Annotated in this window: 11 protein-coding genes and 1 pseudogene; 5 read left to right on the top strand and 7 right to left on the bottom strand. The window is 67.0% G+C overall.

Annotated features, from left to right (window positions below; translation table 11 throughout):
* The 3 genes from F8197_RS20205 to F8197_RS20195 are packed head-to-tail and all read right to left on the bottom strand — an operon-like array spanning position 1 to position 4,423.
* Positions 1 to 2,394 carry an FtsX-like permease family protein gene (locus F8197_RS20205; protein WP_152883335.1) on the bottom strand — a complete coding sequence of 798 codons (2,394 nt, stop codon included), beginning with the start codon at positions 2,392 to 2,394 and terminating at the stop codon, positions 1 to 3.
* 4 nt (positions 2,395 to 2,398) lie between these two features.
* Entirely contained in the window at positions 2,399 to 3,079 is a 681-nt protein-coding gene (locus F8197_RS20200) for an ABC transporter ATP-binding protein (RefSeq protein WP_152883334.1), read from the bottom strand.
* Positions 3,080 to 3,121: 42 nt separating this feature from the next.
* Positions 3,122 to 4,423 carry an efflux RND transporter periplasmic adaptor subunit gene (locus F8197_RS20195; protein ID WP_152883333.1) on the bottom strand — a complete coding sequence of 434 codons (1,302 nt, stop codon included), beginning with the start codon at positions 4,421 to 4,423 and terminating at the stop codon, positions 3,122 to 3,124.
* 191 nt (positions 4,424 to 4,614) lie between these two features.
* Here F8197_RS20195 and F8197_RS20190 point away from each other — a divergent pair, with 191 nt between their 5' ends.
* Positions 4,615 to 6,009, top strand: a complete 1,395-nt coding sequence (locus F8197_RS20190; protein WP_152883332.1) for a sigma-54 dependent transcriptional regulator — start codon at positions 4,615 to 4,617, stop codon at positions 6,007 to 6,009.
* Positions 5,999 to 7,243, top strand: coding sequence for a PAS domain-containing sensor histidine kinase (locus tag F8197_RS20185; protein WP_152883331.1), 1,245 nt, complete (start codon positions 5,999 to 6,001; stop codon positions 7,241 to 7,243). The genes F8197_RS20190 and F8197_RS20185 overlap by 11 nt, the downstream gene beginning before the upstream one ends.
* Here F8197_RS20185 and F8197_RS20180 read toward each other — a convergent pair.
* Positions 7,240 to 7,710 carry a GNAT family N-acetyltransferase gene (locus F8197_RS20180; protein WP_152883330.1) on the bottom strand — a complete coding sequence of 157 codons (471 nt, stop codon included), beginning with the start codon at positions 7,708 to 7,710 and terminating at the stop codon, positions 7,240 to 7,242. The two genes, F8197_RS20185 and F8197_RS20180, sit on opposite strands and share 4 nt — an antisense overlap.
* 90 nt (positions 7,711 to 7,800) lie before the next feature.
* Positions 7,801 to 8,226, bottom strand: a complete 426-nt coding sequence (locus F8197_RS20175) for an organic hydroperoxide resistance protein (RefSeq protein ID WP_152883329.1) — start codon at positions 8,224 to 8,226, stop codon at positions 7,801 to 7,803.
* A 158-nt stretch (positions 8,227 to 8,384) separates the two neighbouring features.
* Between F8197_RS20175 and F8197_RS29480 the strand changes: the two are divergent.
* A pseudogene (locus tag F8197_RS29480) lies at positions 8,385 to 8,483 on the top strand (MBL fold metallo-hydrolase); the annotation flags it as partial.
* Between the two features lie 41 nt (positions 8,484 to 8,524).
* Complete coding sequence (locus tag F8197_RS29475; protein ID WP_373996942.1) at positions 8,525 to 8,686, top strand: hypothetical protein; 162 nt, start codon at positions 8,525 to 8,527, stop codon at positions 8,684 to 8,686.
* Between the two features lie 36 nt (positions 8,687 to 8,722).
* On the opposite strand, the gene F8197_RS20165 is transcribed toward F8197_RS29475, so the two are convergent.
* Positions 8,723 to 11,311 carry a TonB-dependent receptor gene (locus F8197_RS20165; protein WP_152883328.1) on the bottom strand — a complete coding sequence of 863 codons (2,589 nt, stop codon included), beginning with the start codon at positions 11,309 to 11,311 and terminating at the stop codon, positions 8,723 to 8,725.
* Between the two features lie 170 nt (positions 11,312 to 11,481).
* On the opposite strand from F8197_RS20165, the gene F8197_RS20160 reads away from it, so the two are divergent.
* Positions 11,482 to 14,679 carry an ATP-binding protein gene (locus F8197_RS20160; protein ID WP_152883327.1) on the top strand — a complete coding sequence of 1,066 codons (3,198 nt, stop codon included), beginning with the start codon at positions 11,482 to 11,484 and terminating at the stop codon, positions 14,677 to 14,679.
* Here the strand turns inward: F8197_RS20160 and F8197_RS20155 are convergent.
* Positions 14,676 to 16,163 (bottom strand): PAS domain-containing sensor histidine kinase, encoded by a 1,488-nt coding sequence (locus F8197_RS20155; protein WP_152883326.1) that lies wholly within the window; start codon positions 16,161 to 16,163, stop codon positions 14,676 to 14,678. The genes F8197_RS20160 and F8197_RS20155 overlap by 4 nt on opposite strands.
* Positions 16,164 to 16,268: the final 105 nt, after the last annotated feature.

The following is a 16,268-nucleotide window of genomic DNA, read 5'->3' as shown; positions in this document are numbered from 1 at the left end:
TCAATCGCGCAGCGCCGCCACGGGCGCCATGCGCAGTGCGGCCAGGGTGTGACGGCTGGTGGCCAGCAGCGCCACCAGCAGGGCCAGCGCCAGCGCGGCGGCCAGCGTCCAGGCGCCGATCGGCGCCCGCTCGGTGTAGGCGGCCAGGTAACGCTGTATCGCCAGTGCTGCCAGTGGCAGTCCCACCAGCGCGCCGGCGCCGACCAGCAGCGAAAATTCTCGGCCCAGCATCACGGCGATATGGCGGCGGCGAGCGCCATACAGCTTGCGCAGCACGATCTGGCGCCGGTGCCGCTGCACGCTGTAGGCCGACAGCACATAGATGCCGAAAGCGGCCAGTATCAGCGCCACCGCGCTGGTGTAGCCGAGCAGCCGCGCCACGCGGGCGTCGTCGGCATAGCGGTCGGCCAGCACGGTCTCCTGGCGCTGCAGGTCCATGATCTGGTTTGGAAAATGGCGCTGCCACAGCAATGCCACCTGGTCGTAGGCGACAGCAAAGCTGTCGCTGCTGCGGATGGCCAGCGTACGGCCCGGGCGCAGGCGGTAAATGATGGCGCCCGCTGGCGCCCGCAAGTCCTGGAAGCGCACCTCGGGGCTGATGCCGAGAATATGCTCACCGCGCGGCAGGTTCTTGCCCACGGCCTGTTCGGGCGTGGCATAGCCCAGCGCCAGGGCAGCTGCGGCATTGAGTACGACATCGTCCGACGGGGAGGGGGTGCTTGATGCCGCCCGCTGCGGATCGAACAGCTGGCCGTGCAGCGCTGCCAGTCCGTGCAACGCAAACCAGTTCGGACTGATGAATTTGCCTTCCACGCGGATGTCGCGACCATCCGGCGCGACCATCATGGTGACCAGCTTCATGCGGTCGCGCCCCACCGCCTCGGAAATCGTGGCCACGCCGTCGATGCCCGGCACGCGTGCCAGTTGTTCAATCAGGCTCTTGGCCGCCGGCGTATCGGAGTTTTCCGGCAGCGCCAGTACCAGCAACTGGCGCGGATCGAAGCCGGGCAGGGCGCGGCTGGCATACCAGGTTTGCCAGCCCACCGCCAGCGCGGTGGCGCCAATGGCCATGGCGCTGGCAAATTGCAGTACCGTGAGCAGGCGCCGCACCCACAGGCCGCCGATGGTTTCGCTGTTGCCGCGTCCTGCCAGCGCGGGACCGGGCAATGCCGCCTGCGCCAGCCACGCCGGATAGGCGCCAGCCAGCACGCCAACGACCGCGCCGCCGGCCAGCGCGAGCAGGCAGTTCGCGGGCGTGAACACGCCTTCCAGGCGGCGGTTGACCAGGTCGGAAAACATGGGCAGCAGCAGCCACGCCAGCAGCAGACCGGCGCTGGCGGCCAGCAAGGCGGTCAGCACCGCTTCGCTGAGGAACTGGCGGATCAATTGCGGCGTCCTGGCACCGAGCAGTTTGCGGATGCCGATTTCGCGCTGGCGGCGCAGGGTGCGCACGGTGGCCAGGTTGACATAGTTGATGGAAGCGAGCAGCAAAATCAGCAGGCCGCCAGCGGCCATGCCGGCCACGGTGCTGCGCTGGCCATAACGCGCACCGGTGCGGCTGGCGGCCAGGTCCGGATCGAAGTACATATCGCGTACCGGCAGCACGCTGATATCGCTCACCTTCATGCCATTGAGGGCTTTGCCCACGGTGCTGTTCCGGATGCGCACGGTGGGCGGCGCCACGTCAGTGGCTTGCTGCAGCATGGCAGCCAGTTGTGCGCTTGATACGCCGGGCGCCAGCTTCAGGTACAGCGGCGCGCGGCCCCAATCGCTGACGGCGGTGGTACGCTCGGCCCAGGCGCTGCTGCCGCTGCCCACCAGCGCCTCGTAGGTGACGCTGGCGTTGGCCGGTGGGTCGGGCAGGATGGCCCGCACCAGCAGTGCGGCGTCGGCGGCGCGCACGGTGCGTCCCAGCGCCGGGCCGGCGCCGAACAGCCTGGCCGCGCCAGCGCGGGTGAGCGCCAGGCCGTCGGGCCGGCCCAGCGCCGCCGCCAGGTCGCCTTCCAGCGCGCGCACGCCGAACATGGCGCCGAACGCCGGATCGACCACCACCAGTGGCAGCGCCTGCAGGTCGGCGTCAGCGCGCAGCGGCACATCGAGGGGCAGGGCGATGGTGGCCGCTTGCGCCAGGCCGCTGGTGATGGCCAGATCGCGCAGCGGCACATACGCAATCAGCTGCCAGTCGGGGCGGGGAAACCCGTTGATACGCTGCTTGACCACCACGACGCGGTCGTGATCAGGCACCGCACTGTTGTAGTTGAGGCAGTAGGCGACGTAGCCGAACAACAGGAAGCAGGCCGCAAAGCCCACGGCCAGGCCGCCGATCACCACCAGCGAATAAACCGGTTGCTGCACCAGCAGGCGCCAGCCGATGCGAAAGTCGCGCAGGTTCATGGGCTTATGCCGCCTGCAGCGCGTCGACCACTACCCGGCCATCGAGCAAATTGAGCGTGCGCGACGCCTGCGCCGCATGGTCGGGGGAGTGGGTGACCATCACCACCGTGGTGCCTTCGGCGTTGATCTGGCGTAGCAGGCGCATGACTTCGTCGCCGTGGGCGGAATCGAGGTTGCCGGTCGGTTCATCGGCCAGCAGCACGGCGGGGCCGGCGACCAATGCGCGCGCGATCGCCACCCGCTGCTGCTGGCCGCCCGACAGCTGTGACGGCCGGTGCGCGGCGCGGTGGCCCACGCCCAGTTTGTCGAGCATGGCAGTGACGCGCGTGCGCCGTTCGCGTGCCGGCGTGCCGTTGTATTCGAGCGCCAGTTCCACGTTCTCGAACACGGTCAGTTCTTCGATCAGGTTAAAACTCTGGAAGATGAAGCCGATGCGCCCGCGCCGCAGCGTATTGAGCTGCGATTCGCTCCAGCCAGCGATGTTACGGCCTTCGAACCAGTACTCGCCCTGGGTGGGCACATCAAGCAGGCCGAGGATGCCGAGCATGGTTGATTTGCCGCAGCCCGATGGCCCGGTGATGGCCACGTATTCGCCGGCCTCGATATGCAGGTCGATGCGATCGAGCGCCGTGGTTTGCACTTCTCCTGCCTGGTGGATCTTGCTGACGCCGACGAGTTTGAGCATAGCGATTGCCTTTCTGGTTGATGAGGGAATTTACTGCAGTTTTCAGCGCGCGAGTTGCAGCCGTGGTGAATTTCCGTAAGCGGCGTAGCTGGACAGGATCACGCGGTCTCCGGCTTGCAGCCCCGCCAGCACTTCGAGCTGGGCGTTGTTGCGGCGGCCTACGCGCACGGCGCGCCGCTCGGCGCCACCGCCAGCGGCGTCCAGCACATACACCCAGGCGCCGCCGCTGTCGTTGATGAAGGCGCCGTTGGGCAACAGCAGCGCCGGCGCCGGCTCGCCCAGCGTGATGCGCGCATCGAGGCTCTGGCCCGGGTTGAGCACCGGCGGCTGCTCCCTGGTGAACACCAGGTCGACGATGAAGCGGCCGTCCTTGATTTGCGGGTAGATGGCGCGGATATCGGCCGGGTAGTCGCGGCCGTCCTGGGTCACGGCGCCGTGGCGGCCCACGGCCATGCGATTGAGGTAGTACTCGTCCACGCTGGCGGCAAGCTTGAAGCGCGCCGGATCGTCGATGCGGCCGATGTTCTTGCCGGTGGCGACCGATTCGCCCACCTGCAAGCGGAAATTGGTGAGCCGTCCGGCCACCGGCGCGCGCACGGCCAGCGCATCCACTGTGCCCGCCACCAGCTTCAAACCCGAGTCCAGCCCGTCGATGGCGCTTTCCAGTTGCTGGGCGGCGGCGTTGCGTACCTGCGCTTCGGTGGTGGCGGCCAGTTCCTGCTGTGCCAGCAGGTGCTGCTGCTGCGCCAGTTGGTCCTTCGATTCCTCGAGCGCCACCGACGAAATAAACCCCTGCGCAGCCAGGCGCACGTTGCGGTCGTGGCGTTTTTGCGCCTGTTCCAGGTTGAAGCGCAGGTCGTCGAGGCGGCGCCGGTGGTCGCTGGCGCTGGCTTCCTGCGCGACGCGCAAATTGGACAGGTTGAAGATGCTCACCGCGTGCTCGGACTGGCGCGCCAGCAGCTCCAGGTGGCGCTGCGGATTCGAGATGCGGAACAGCAGCTCGCCCTGTTTGACCAGCGCGCCGTCAACCGCCAGCACTTCTTCCACGCGGCCCGATTCCACCGCGTCGAGGATCACCGAATGCAGCGGCTCGGCGCTGGCGCGCACGACGATGTCGTCGATGAACACGCCGCGCGTTACCTGGCCGATGCGCAAGTCGGTCCCATCGACACGCAGGCCGCGCGGCAGTATCGACCACAGCGCATATCCAGCGATCAGCAAGGTCAGCGCGATGGCGGCACCGATGGCAAGGCGGCGTCCGCGCCGGCGCGGGACGATGGTGTCCATGGCCGCACCGCTGGCGGGCAAGGTGGTGGGGGCCGGTGAATTTTTTTTGCTGTGCATGGCGGACGTACAGCAAAGCGTGTGCCATGCACAGCAAGCCAGCAATCATGCGGGTTGCGCGGGTGTGGCGGGAGCAGGTGTCCGGTATCGAACACCGCCCGCTGTTCGCAGATGGACAGTGGTGGCGGCGGCATCCGCCAACCGGCGCCGGGGCCGTCCCCGCACCGCTGGCGCGCTGCTAGAATGACCACATGTCCGCCCACATCCTGATCCTCGACGACGACCCCGATGTCGCCACTGCCGCCCGCCTGCTGCTGCGCCGCCGCCATGGCGCCGTGGCCACGCTCGGCGATCCTTCCGGGCTGCCGGCGCTGCTGGCCCAGGGCGTACCGGACGTGGTGCTGCTCGATTTGAATTTTACGCCCGGCTGCATCGACGGCGCCGAAGGGCTGGCGCTGCTCGACCTGCTGCGCGCGCAGCCGAAACCGCCGGCGGTCATTGCCATGACCGCCTATGCCGGCGTGCCGCTGGCGGTAGCAGCGCTGCAGCGCGGCGCGGTGGATTTCATCACCAAGCCATGGGACAACGAGCGCCTGGTCGCCACGGTGGACCAGGCACTGGCCCGCCGCGCTGCCGTGCGCACACCTGCCGCTTCCTCGGAGCTGATGGGCGAATCGAACGCGATGCGCGAACTGAACGCGCTGATCGCCAGCGTGGCGCCCACCGAAGCGAACGTGATGGTGCTCGGTGAAAACGGCGTGGGCAAGGAACTGGTGGCGCGCGCGATCCACGCGCAGTCGCGCCGCGCTGCCGGCACGCTGCTGGCGGTGGACATGGGCGCGTTGCCCGAATCGACGTTCGAGAGCGAGTTGTTCGGCCACCGCAAGGGCGCTTTCACCGACGCGCGCGCCGACCGTGCCGGTCGCTTCCAGGCCGCGCGCGGCGGCTCGCTGTTTCTCGACGAGATCGGCAACATGCCGTTGGCCGCCCAGGCGAAGCTGTTGACGGCGCTGGAACGGCGCGAAGTCACGCCGATCGGCGCCGACAAGCCCGAGGCGATCGACGTGCGCATCATCAGTGCCACCAACCTCGATGAGACGCGGCTGTTCGACCCGGCCGTGTTCCGGCCCGACCTGCTGTTCCGCCTCAATACCATCGTGCTGCGCGTGCCGCCGCTGCGCGCGCGGCGCGACGATATCGCGCTGCTGCTGGCGCATTACCTGAAGATGTACGAGGCGCAGTACGAACGTCCTGTGCGCACGGTGGCCGGCGCGGCGCTCGACAGCCTGGTGCGCTACGACTGGCCCGGCAATGTGCGCGCGCTGCGCCATGCGTGCGAACGGGCGGTGATCCTGGGGCAGGGCGCGCAATATGGGCTGGCCGATTTCGCGCTGGGCGGCCCGGCGCTGCCGGCCGCCACCATGACGCCAGCCGCCATCGACGGCAGCGGCGGTACCAACGCCAGCACATTAGCGCCCGTGTTCGCCCCATCCTGCACAGATCATGATGGCACGCTGGACGCGCTTGAACGCCACGCCATTGCCAGCACGCTGGCCCGGTTCAATGGCAATATCAGTCACGCCGCCAAGACGCTGGGCATCAGCCGCGCCGCGTTGTACCGCAAGCTGGGCAAGCATGGCATCTGAACGCCGGCTGCAGGTCGGCGTGGCCGCCGCCGTGGCGGCCTTGCTGGCGCTGGCCGTGGCGGCCGACGCGCTCACACCCGAGCCGCGCCGCATCGTGCTGTGTGCGCTGCTCGGCCTGATGCCGGCCGCACTGCTATGGCGCTGCCTGCAAGCGCTGGGCCGCCGCCCGCCGCGCATGGAGGCGACCGGCGGTGGTGCTGCGTCCCCCAGGGACTGCGACGACAAGCTGGCAGCGCTGCTGGCGCTGGAAGCGCGCCTCGAACATGCGCCAATCGCGCTGTTCCGCCTCGACCACGCCAGCGGCGCCGGCGCGCTGGCGCCGCTCAACGGCAGTGCGCGCCGACTGCTGGCGCCGGGCCGCGCCAGCGCACCAGCGGCGCTGCGCGAGCTGCTGGCGGCGCAGCCGGTGGGACAACGCCGACTGGTTAGCTTCGACACCGAGCGCGGCGCCGAGCGGGCGCTGGTGGCTGTCTCCGCGCTGGCGCTGCACGGCGCGCCGCAGCGGCTGGTGGCGCTGATGCCGGTGGAAAGCGAACTGGAAGCGGAAGCGCTGAACGCCTGGCGCGAACTGGTACAGGTGCTCACCCACGAAATCATGAATTCGCTGACGCCGGTGGCCTCGCTGTCGCGCACCGCGTGCGGCTTGCTCGACGACGCGGCAGCCACGCTGCCCGCCGATATCCACGCCGACCTCGATACCGCGCTCGATGCGATTGCGCGCCGCGCCGCCAGCCTGGTCGATTTCGTGGCCAGCTACCGCAGCCTGTCCACGGTGCCGGCGGCGCAACCGCAACGGGTGGCGCTGGCAGCGGAGTTCGCGCGGCTGGCGGCGCTGGTGACGCCTGGCTGGCAGGCCATGGGCGGGCAGGTGGTGTTTGCGGTGGAGCCGGCGTCGCTGGAAGCGGTGATCGATGCGGGCCAGCTGGAACAGGCGCTGATCAACCTGCTGAAAAATTCGGCCGAGGCGGCAGCCGCAGCGGGCGTGGCGCAGCCGCAGGCCACCGTCACCGCGCGCCTGAGCCGGGGCGGGCGGCTGCGCATCGAGGTGGCCGACAATGGCCCCGGCGTGCCGGCAGCGCTGGCCGCGCACATCTTCACGCCGTTTTTCTCGACCAAAAAGCAGGGCCGCGGCATCGGCCTGGCCATGGTGCGGCACCTGGTGCACGCCAACGGCGGCACGGTGCGCTATGCGCGGCCGGTCGGCGCCGGCGCGCGTTTCATGCTGACGTTTTAGGAAGTGAGGGAAGCAGGGCGCAGCATGTCGATGTGCATGATGCCGTCCTCGTCGTACGGGTCGGTCACGGTGACAAAACCATAGCCGCCATAGAATTTTTCCAGGTGCGCCTGGGCGCCGATGCGGCAGGCGTCGCGCGGGTACAGCGCATCGACCAGCGGCATGGCGTAATCGAGCAGGGCGCGGCCGATGCCGGTACCGCGCGCAGCCTGCGTGGTGAGCACGCGGCCGATCGACATCTCGTCGTACTTGAGACCCGGGGGCAGCACCCGCAAGCTCGCCTGCAACACGCGCTGGCCATCGACCGTGCGCCACGCCATCAGGTGGTGGCAGTGCGGATCGAGACCGTCGATGTCGGGATACAGGCAGGTTTGTTCGAGGATGAACACCTGCTGGCGCTGGCGCAGCACCTCGTACCAGTCGCGTGCGGGGATGTCGTCAAAGGGTAACCATTGCCACTCAATCATGTGCGTTCCGGAAGTATGCGAAACGATAATTGTATGTGAAAAAAGCCGGCATCCTTGCGAATGCCGGCTTTTCCGGTACTGCGGCTGAGCTTAAACGATGGTCAGCGTGACGTCGATGTTGCCACGGGTGGCGTTCGAGTACGGGCACACGATGTGGGCAGCGTCCACCAGTTTCTGCGCGGTGTCGCGGTCCAGGCCTGGCAGCGAGATTTTCAGTTCCACTTCGATGCCGAAGCCGGTCGGAATGGCGCCGATGCCCACGGTGCCTTCGATCGACACGTCGCTTGGCACGGCGATCTTGTCGCGGCCGCCGACGAATTTCATCGCGCCCAGGAAGCAGGCCGAGTAGCCGGCTGCGAACAGTTGCTCAGGGTTGGTACCGGCTGCACCTGCGCCGCCCAGTTCTTTCGGGGTGGTCAGTTTGACGTCCAGCACGTTGTCCGACGAGACGGCTTTGCCTTCACGGCCGCCGGTAGCGGTGGCGGTTGCGCGGTAGAGAACTTTTTCGATCGACATGATGTATTCCTTTCAGAGACTACGGTGAATGAGGGAACAACTTTTCAATTTTAATGCGTTGTTTCACGTTGGCGCTGCGTCTTTATATTTGCGTAGCGCCCATGAACATCACTATACATAGTGTGCGATCTAATCGCAAGCTATATTTGTAAGAAGTTGTGACAGTGGCTGCCTGGCACATTCGTCAGCTGGGTTTCAAGCTCGAGGACATTAAAATCATCCTCAACTCGCACGAGCATTTCGACCACGCGGGCGGTATCGCCGAGTTGCAGAAAATGGATTCGATTGCGACTTCCTGGTGTCCGCCCACCCGGAGGCCAGCAACCTGTGGCAGCGCAAGGCGCGCCAGCCGGCCGAAGGCAATACCGCCTTCATCGACCGCCAGGCCTGCCGCGACTACGCGGCCAAGGGCCAGCAACGGCTGGACCAAACGCTGGCAGCTGAAGCCGTAAAAAACTAAGACCCGCCGCAGCGGGCCTGGTCGCCAGTCAAACTATCAGAACTTGTGCGACAGCTTGAGTGAAGCAAAGCGCCCGCGCGGGTCGGCCTGGGTGTAGTCGAAGAATGCCGTGGACGAATCCCACGACGGCCGCTTGTCGGTCAGGTTCGACACCACCAGTCCCACCGACGTTTGCGGCGTCACCCGCCACGCCAGGTTCAGGTCCAGCGTGCCGATCGGCGCCACGGTGTCGCCCTTGCGCGTGGTTTGTTCGTAGCCGTCGGTGTAGTTCCAGGTCACGGTGTTCGACCACTGGCCGATGTCCCAGGTAGCCGCCGTCACGCCGCGCCATTTCGGTATCGAGCCGAAGTAGTTGGTGCCGGCGCCGTCGGTCAGCCTGGCGCCGGTGGACAGCGGCGCTTCGAATTTCAATACCCGGCTCAGCTGGCCGTTGATGGTGAGATTGCCCCAGCCACCACCAATGAATTTATAACGGGCGTCGAGGTCGAGGCCCGACACGTGACGTTCGCCCTGGTTCGCATACTGGCGGTACAAGGTCAGGATGCGGCCATCGACGCCGCGCACGATGTTCTGTGGCGCGGTGGCTTCGTTGGCGATGATGGTGTCGGCGGTTTCGGTGCCGATCACGTCTTTCTGGCGGATCCGGTAGTAATCGAGGCCGATGCTGCTGTTCTTGGTCGGCGCGATCACCACGCCCAGGTTCAGGTTGTTCGACCGCTCCGGGCTCAGATTGGTATTGGCGCGCGTGATGTTGGTGATGCCGCGTGCCTGGGTGGGCGAGACCGGATCGCGCGGATCGAGCACGTTGGCGTAACTGACCGCCGTACTGTTGGTGCTTTCCGGCAGCGACGGCGCGCGGAAGCCACGCGAGGCCGTGCCGCGCAGCAGCAGCCAGTTGAACGGCTCGTAGCGCAGGCTCACCTTGGGCGAGAACGAACTGCCGAAATCGTCGTAGCGGTCGGCACGGCCGGCCAGGTTCAGGTTCAGGTCCTGACGCAGCGGCACGTTAAACTCGGCAAACAGCGCCGAGACGTCGCGTTGGCCCTTGATGATATTGATCGCCGGGCGCAGCTCGGTGCCGCTCAAGACAAAGGTGGACGTGTTGGAATCCATTTCCTCGCGCCGCCACTGGGCGCCGAATGCGAAGCCCACCGTGCCGGCCGGCAGCGCGAACAGATCGCGCGAGGCCGAGAAGTCCACCGTGGTCAACGTCGATTCCGCCGGGCGCAGGGTGGACAGGCGCAGGGCCTGGCGCACCGCTTCGCCGTTGGCCGACTGGTTGGCGAAGTTGTAGCTGCCGTTGGCCAGCACGTCCTGGAACACGTAGCGATTGACGAAGTTATCCACCGTCTCCTTGAGCTTGCTGCCCGAGCGGCCGATCGATGCATCGTAGGTCCAGCCGGCCGCCGTGCCTTTGATGCCGGTGAGCGCGCGGTAAAAGTCCACCCGGCCCACCTTCATGCGCGGACCGAGGTCGAACAGCGTGGCGTTGATGGCCACCGGCGTGGCGCCCTGATTGTTCGGGTGACCCACCGGCAGCGTGACGGCGATGTCGTCGAGCGACTGGGTGGCGTTGTTCCATGCGCGCAGGCCGGTGCCCACCGTGAGCGGCGCGCTGAAGGTTTGCGCGGCGCTCGAATAACCGTACAGCAGGTCGGCGTAGGCGTCGGTGTCGGCATCGAGCCGCACGGTGCCCAGCAGCGCCGTGTGCACGCGTTTCACGCCCGGGATCAGGGTTTTATATTGGGCCGGGTTATACGCCAGCACGGTGCCGGCCTTGCCCGGGGTGATGGCGTCGTAAGGCACCAGTTGCAGCGGGCCCTGGACGCCGCCGAGCAGCCGGGTAGGGTCGGTACCGTAGTAATTGGTCGGCACCCACGCCAGCGTGCCATTCTTGTAGCTGCGGAAGTCGCTGCCGGCCATCCAGGCCACATCGCTTTGCTGCAGCTTGTCGCGTTCCATCGCGTCGGCCGACAGCACCACGCTGTAGCCATCGCGATCGAGGTCGCCGAAACCGGTTTTCAGCGCCACGCTTTTTTCGGTCTGGCCCGTGCCTTCGGTGGATCTGCCCGCCTGTGCCTTGATCTCGGTGCCGGTGAACTGCTGGTACAGGATGATGTTGACCACGCCCGCCACCGCGTCCGAGCCGTACACCGACGAGGCGCCGTCCTTGAGGATCTCGATGCGCTGCACCGCCTCCATCGGCAGGCTGTTGAGATCGACAAAGGTCTCCTGCAGGTTTTGCGCGGTGGCGAAACTGGCCACGCGCTTGCCGTTCACCAGGATCAGCGTGTTCTTCTGGCCCAGGCCGCGCAGCGACAGGCCGGCCGTGCCGGCCGAGAAGCTGCCCGTGTACTGCTCGTTATAGCTGTTGCCGCTGTTGGCGGAGATCGCGCGCAGCACGTCGGCCACGGCGGTCTTGCCGGTGGCCGCCAGGTCCTTGGCGGTGAGCACCTGGACCGCGCTGGCGCCTTCCTTCTGCGTCACGCGCAGGTTGGAACCGGTGACGGTCACGCGGGCCATGTCAGAGGGGGCATCGGTCTGGGCGCTGGCCAGCAGCGGCAGGGCGGCAGCCATCGCCAGGGTCAGGCGCAGCGGAGTCAGGGGGAGGCGGGAAGAGAACATGGGCAGCAATCATGGCAAGTCGATAATTTGCGCACTATAAAGGTGCAAGCTGGGCAGAAGGAACGAATGATTTTTGCCGTGGTTATCTGTTTTTTGCATGTCGCCCGTGCCATGTGCGCCACAGGCCGTGTGTTAGACTTTTCTCCCAAGATATTCACACCGGTGCCCCCATGAGTTTGCGCGACAGCCGCCGCCTGCCAGGCCTCAGCACCCTGCTGACGATCGTGATCGCGGCTGCCACGCTGCTGGTCACGGGCCTGATGGTGTGGATCGTGGGCGGCATCGCCACCACCGACATCAAACGCACCGTAGGCGAGATCCTGGCCGAACGGGCCCGCACGGCAGCCGATATGATCGACGACAACATGGCCACGCGCTACCTCGAAGTGCGCCAGCTGGCCGAGCGCATCGACCGCGACCCCGCCTATGCCGGTCGCGCCACTGCCGCCCGCCGCGCGCTGCTCGAACAAGTGCAAACCTCGGCCCCGCAATACGCCTGGATCGGCCTGGCCGGCGCCGATGGCAAGGTTGTGGCCAGCACCGGCGGCCTGCTCGAGGACGTGGATGTGTCGGCGCGGCCGTGGTTCAGCGACGCCGTCAAGGGCATCTTCGTCCACGATGTCCACGACGCCAAGCTGCTGGCCAAGCATTTGCCGCTCGACCGCGGCAACCCGCAGCGCTTTGTCGATCTGGCCTTTCCGGTGCGCCTGGCCACGCCCGATGGCGTAGCCCCCGGCGTGCTGGGCGCGCACCTGAGCTGGGGCTGGATCGGCCAGCTGGGACGCATGTTCAATGCGCCGGTGGCCGACCGTCCGGTGGAGATCATGGTGCTGGCGGCCGACGGCACCGTGCTGATGGGACCCGACGACGCCGTCGGCAACCGGCTCGAACGGCTGGCGCCCGGCGCGCCGGCGGCGTCGCCGGTGGCCACCGAGCTGCAATGGGTCGATGGCAAACGCTATATCACGGCGCGCTACGCCACCCACGGCAAGGGCGATTACCCGGGCCTGGGCTGGACCGTGCTGGCGCGCCAGCAGGCCGATACCGCGTATGCCCACGTGGTCAATATGCAGCGCCGCATCTACCAGAGCGGCATCGTGCTCACGCTGCTGTTTTCGGTGGGCGGCTGGCTGCTGGCGCGCAAACTGACCGCGCCACTCCTGGCCGCAGCCGAGGCGGCAGCGGCCATCGGCGCCAGTACCGACCATGATGACACCAACGGCGCCACGCTGTCGGTGCGCGGCGGCTTTTACGAAGTGCACACCCTCACCGGCGCGTTCGACGCGCTGCTGGCGCGCCTCGCGCAAAAGCGCGACGAACTCAATACCCTCAACGCCGCGCTCGAACACAAGGTGGCGCAGCGCACGGAGGCGCTCGAAGCATCGCTGGCCGCCAAGTCGCGCAGCGAGGAGCAGGAGCGCGCAGCGCAGCGCAAGGCCCACGACAGCGAAAAATTCCTGCGCACCATCGCCAACAACAGTCCGGCGCTGATCGCGTATGTCGATCGCGACCACGTCTACCGTTTTGCCAACCACGCCCACCAGCGCATCCTGGGCATTGCTCCGGACGCCATGATCGGGCATCACATGGCCGAGGTGCTGGGCGACGATGTATACGGCGTGCTGCGCGGCCGCATCGCGCGCGTGCTCGACGGCGCCACCGTGCATTTCGAGGAAGCGTTCGACCGCCCCGGCTGGCCGCAGCACTTCATGACCGATTACATTCCCGACGCCGATGGCGACGGCCCGGTGCGCGGCTTCCACATCCTGGTCACCGACATCACCGCGCGCAAGCAGATCGAGATCGCCCAGGCAGCCAACGAAAAACTGGCCGAAGCGGCCAACCGCGCCAAGAGCGAATTTGTCGCCAACATGAGCCACGAGATCCGCACGCCGATGAACGCGGTGCTGGGCGCCTCGCATTTGCTCGGCAATACCCGCCTGACCGGCGAGCAGCGCGGCTACCTGGAACTGATCGAGTCGTGCGGCCGTTCGCTGCTGCACATCATCAACGACATCCTCGACTTTTCCAAGATCGAAGCGGGCAAGATCCAGATCGAGCACGAAGCGTTCGACACCCACGGCCTGGTCGAGGCCGCCGAAGCGGCCATGCTGTCCTCGGGCCGCAAGCCCGGGGTGGAGCTGGCCATCGTGGTGCCGGCCGACTTCCCGGAACGGCTCGTCGGCGACGCCATGCGCATGCGCCAGATCATCACCAACCTGGTCAACAACGCCCTGAAATTCACCGCTGCCGGCGAGGTGGTGGTGCGCCTGGCGCTACACGGCGGCGAGCTGGCCATCACCGTGCGCGACACCGGCATCGGCATGTCGGCGGACCAGCAACAGCGCCTGTTCCAGCCGTTCGAGCAGGCCGACATGTCCACCTCGCGCAAGTACGGTGGCACCGGCCTGGGGCTGGCCATCTCGCGCAAGCTGGTGGCGCTGATGAAGGGCAATATCGCGGTCACCAGCGCGACCGGCGCCGGCGCCGAGTTTACGGTCACGCTGCCGGTGGCTCTGGCGCCCAGTCCGGGGCCGGAGACCGAACCGCTGCTGCCAGCGGTGGCCGCCGGCCCGCTGCTGTTCATCGACGCCCACCTGGCATCGCTCAAGGCACTGCTGCAGAACGCCGCGTTTTACGCGCTGCCGGCGCACAGCGCCAACACCGTCGATGCAGCCATCGCCTGGCTGCACCAGCAGGCCGGTGACGGTGCGCACAGCGGCGTGGCGCTGGTGAGCGCGGGCCTGTACGCGACAGCCCCCGAGCGACTGCGGGGCGCCGCGCGCGCGGCCGGCATGCAGCTGGTGCTGATGCATGCGGCAGGGGGGCCGGCGTTCGACGATGCCCTGTTCGACGGCGCGGTGGCCAAGCCGGTCACACGCCGCGCCTTGCAACGGCTGCTGGCGCAACTGGCCAATCCCGGCCAGCATGATGGCCTCAGCGACCCGGCGGCCGGCACCGCGCAGCAGCAGGCCAGGCCGCTGGCGGGCCGGCGCCTGCTGCTGGTGGAGGACAACCCGATCAACCAGCTGGTCGCTTCGCGCCTGCTGGAACTGGCCGGCGCCACACCGACGGTGGCGGAAAACGGCCGCGATGCGCTGGAACTGCTGGCCATGGCGCAGGCGCCGTTCGATATCATCCTGATGGACGTGCAAATGCCGGTGATGGACGGCTACGAGGCCACGCGCCTGCTGCGCGAACGCGGCGTGCGCACGCCGATCCTGGCCATGAGCGCGGGCGTCACCCAGGCCGAGCGCGGCGAATGCCTGGCGGCCGGCATGGATGGTTTCATTTCAAAGCCGGTCGATGCCGACGAGATGATCGCCACCATCGTCGCGTGGCTGGACCCGGGGAAGGGAAGTCGCTAAGCGCTGACCAGCTTGAGTTTGCGGATCACGTCCGACAGCCGGTATGGTTTGCCGATCAGCTGGAACTGTCCGAGGTCGGGGTGGTCCTGTTGCAGCGCCGAAGTGACATAGCCCGAGGCCAGGATCACCTTGAGCGATGGCAGGTAGCTCACCGCGCTCTTGGCCAGCTCGATGCCGCTCATGCCGGGCATGACCACGTCGCTGAACAGGATCGAAACGTCGGGATGGCGGCGCAAGGTATCGAGCGCCTCCTGGCCGTTGTTGGCCGCCAGCACCTGGTAGCCCAGGCTGGAGAACAAATGGCTGGCCATGTCCAGCACGTCGGGCTGGTCGTCCACGATCAGCACTTTTTCCACCGCTTCGTCGCTGTCCGCCTCCTGCGGCGCATAGGCAAGCGCCGGGAAGCGCAGCGTGATGCAGGCGCCCGCGCCCGGGGTGGAGGTAATCGCCAGGTTGCCGCCGGCCTGCTGCATCAACCCGTACACCTGCGACAGGCCCAGGCCGGAACCTTTGCCCACTTCCTTGGTGGTGAAGAACGGCTCCACCGCGCGCTGCGCCACGGCCTCGGTCATGCCGGCGCCGGTGTCGCGCACGGACACCACCACGCTGGCCCCATCGACTGCGGTGGTGAGCGTGATCGTGCCGTTCGCATCGATGGCGTCGCGCGCGTTGACCACCAGGTTCAAGAGCGCCGATTCGAACTGCGTCAGGTCGGTCATCACGTCGGGCAGGACGGCGGCGAGCTGCATCTCGAGCCGGATCGAGCTGCGGATCGCGCGCCGCAGCACCGCCTCGAAGCTGCTGATGGCGCGGTTGAGATTGACCCGTTCCGGTTTCAACGGCTGCTGGCGCGCGAACGCCAGCAGTTGCTGGGTGAGGCTGGCGCCGCGCTTGGCGGCGCGCTCCATGCTGTCGATGGTCTTGTTCTGCGCCTGCCGGTCGTTGACCACGCGCAGCAGGTCAAGGCCATTGGTGATCACGTTGAGCAGGTTGTTGAAGTCGTGGGCGATGCCGCCCGTGAGCTTGCCGATGGCTTCCAGCTTTTGCGACTGGAACAGCGCCTCCTTGGCCTGCGCCAGGCTTTCGTCGGCACGCCGGCGCTCGGTGACGTCGCGCGTGATCTTGGCAAAGCCGATCAGGGCGCCGTCGCTGGCGCGCACCGGATCGATCACCACGCTGGCCCAGAAGCGCGTGCCGTCCTTGCGCACGCGCCAGCCCTCGTCCTCGAAACGCGCCTGCGCGGCCTGGTGCAGCACCTGCGCCGGGCGCCCGGCGGCGCGGTCTTCTTCCGTGTAAAAACACGAAAAATGGCGGCCGACGATTTCCGTCTCCGAATACCCCTTGAAGCGCTGGGCGCCGGCATTCCAGCTGCAGACGATGCCATCGGGCGAGAGCATGTAGATGGCGTAATCGCTGACGCTGGAGATGAACAGCTTGAACTGTTCAGCCTCGGCAGTGATGGGGAGTGGGAGCGTCGTTGTCATAACCAACAGTATATTTTTTTTACAGTCGCACGGGTGACATTATCTCGGTGTAATTGATAATGATTCCTATTACCTATAGAATGTCGACATTCCCCCTATTGTCTG

Origin of the sequence: Duganella sp. FT27W, assembly GCF_009295655.1 — a bacterium.
GTDB lineage: Bacteria > Pseudomonadota > Gammaproteobacteria > Burkholderiales > Burkholderiaceae_D > Rugamonas > Rugamonas zoogloeoides.
The sequence above is the reverse complement of the archived record's forward strand: the minus strand, read 5'-3'. Positions and strand labels throughout refer to the sequence as shown.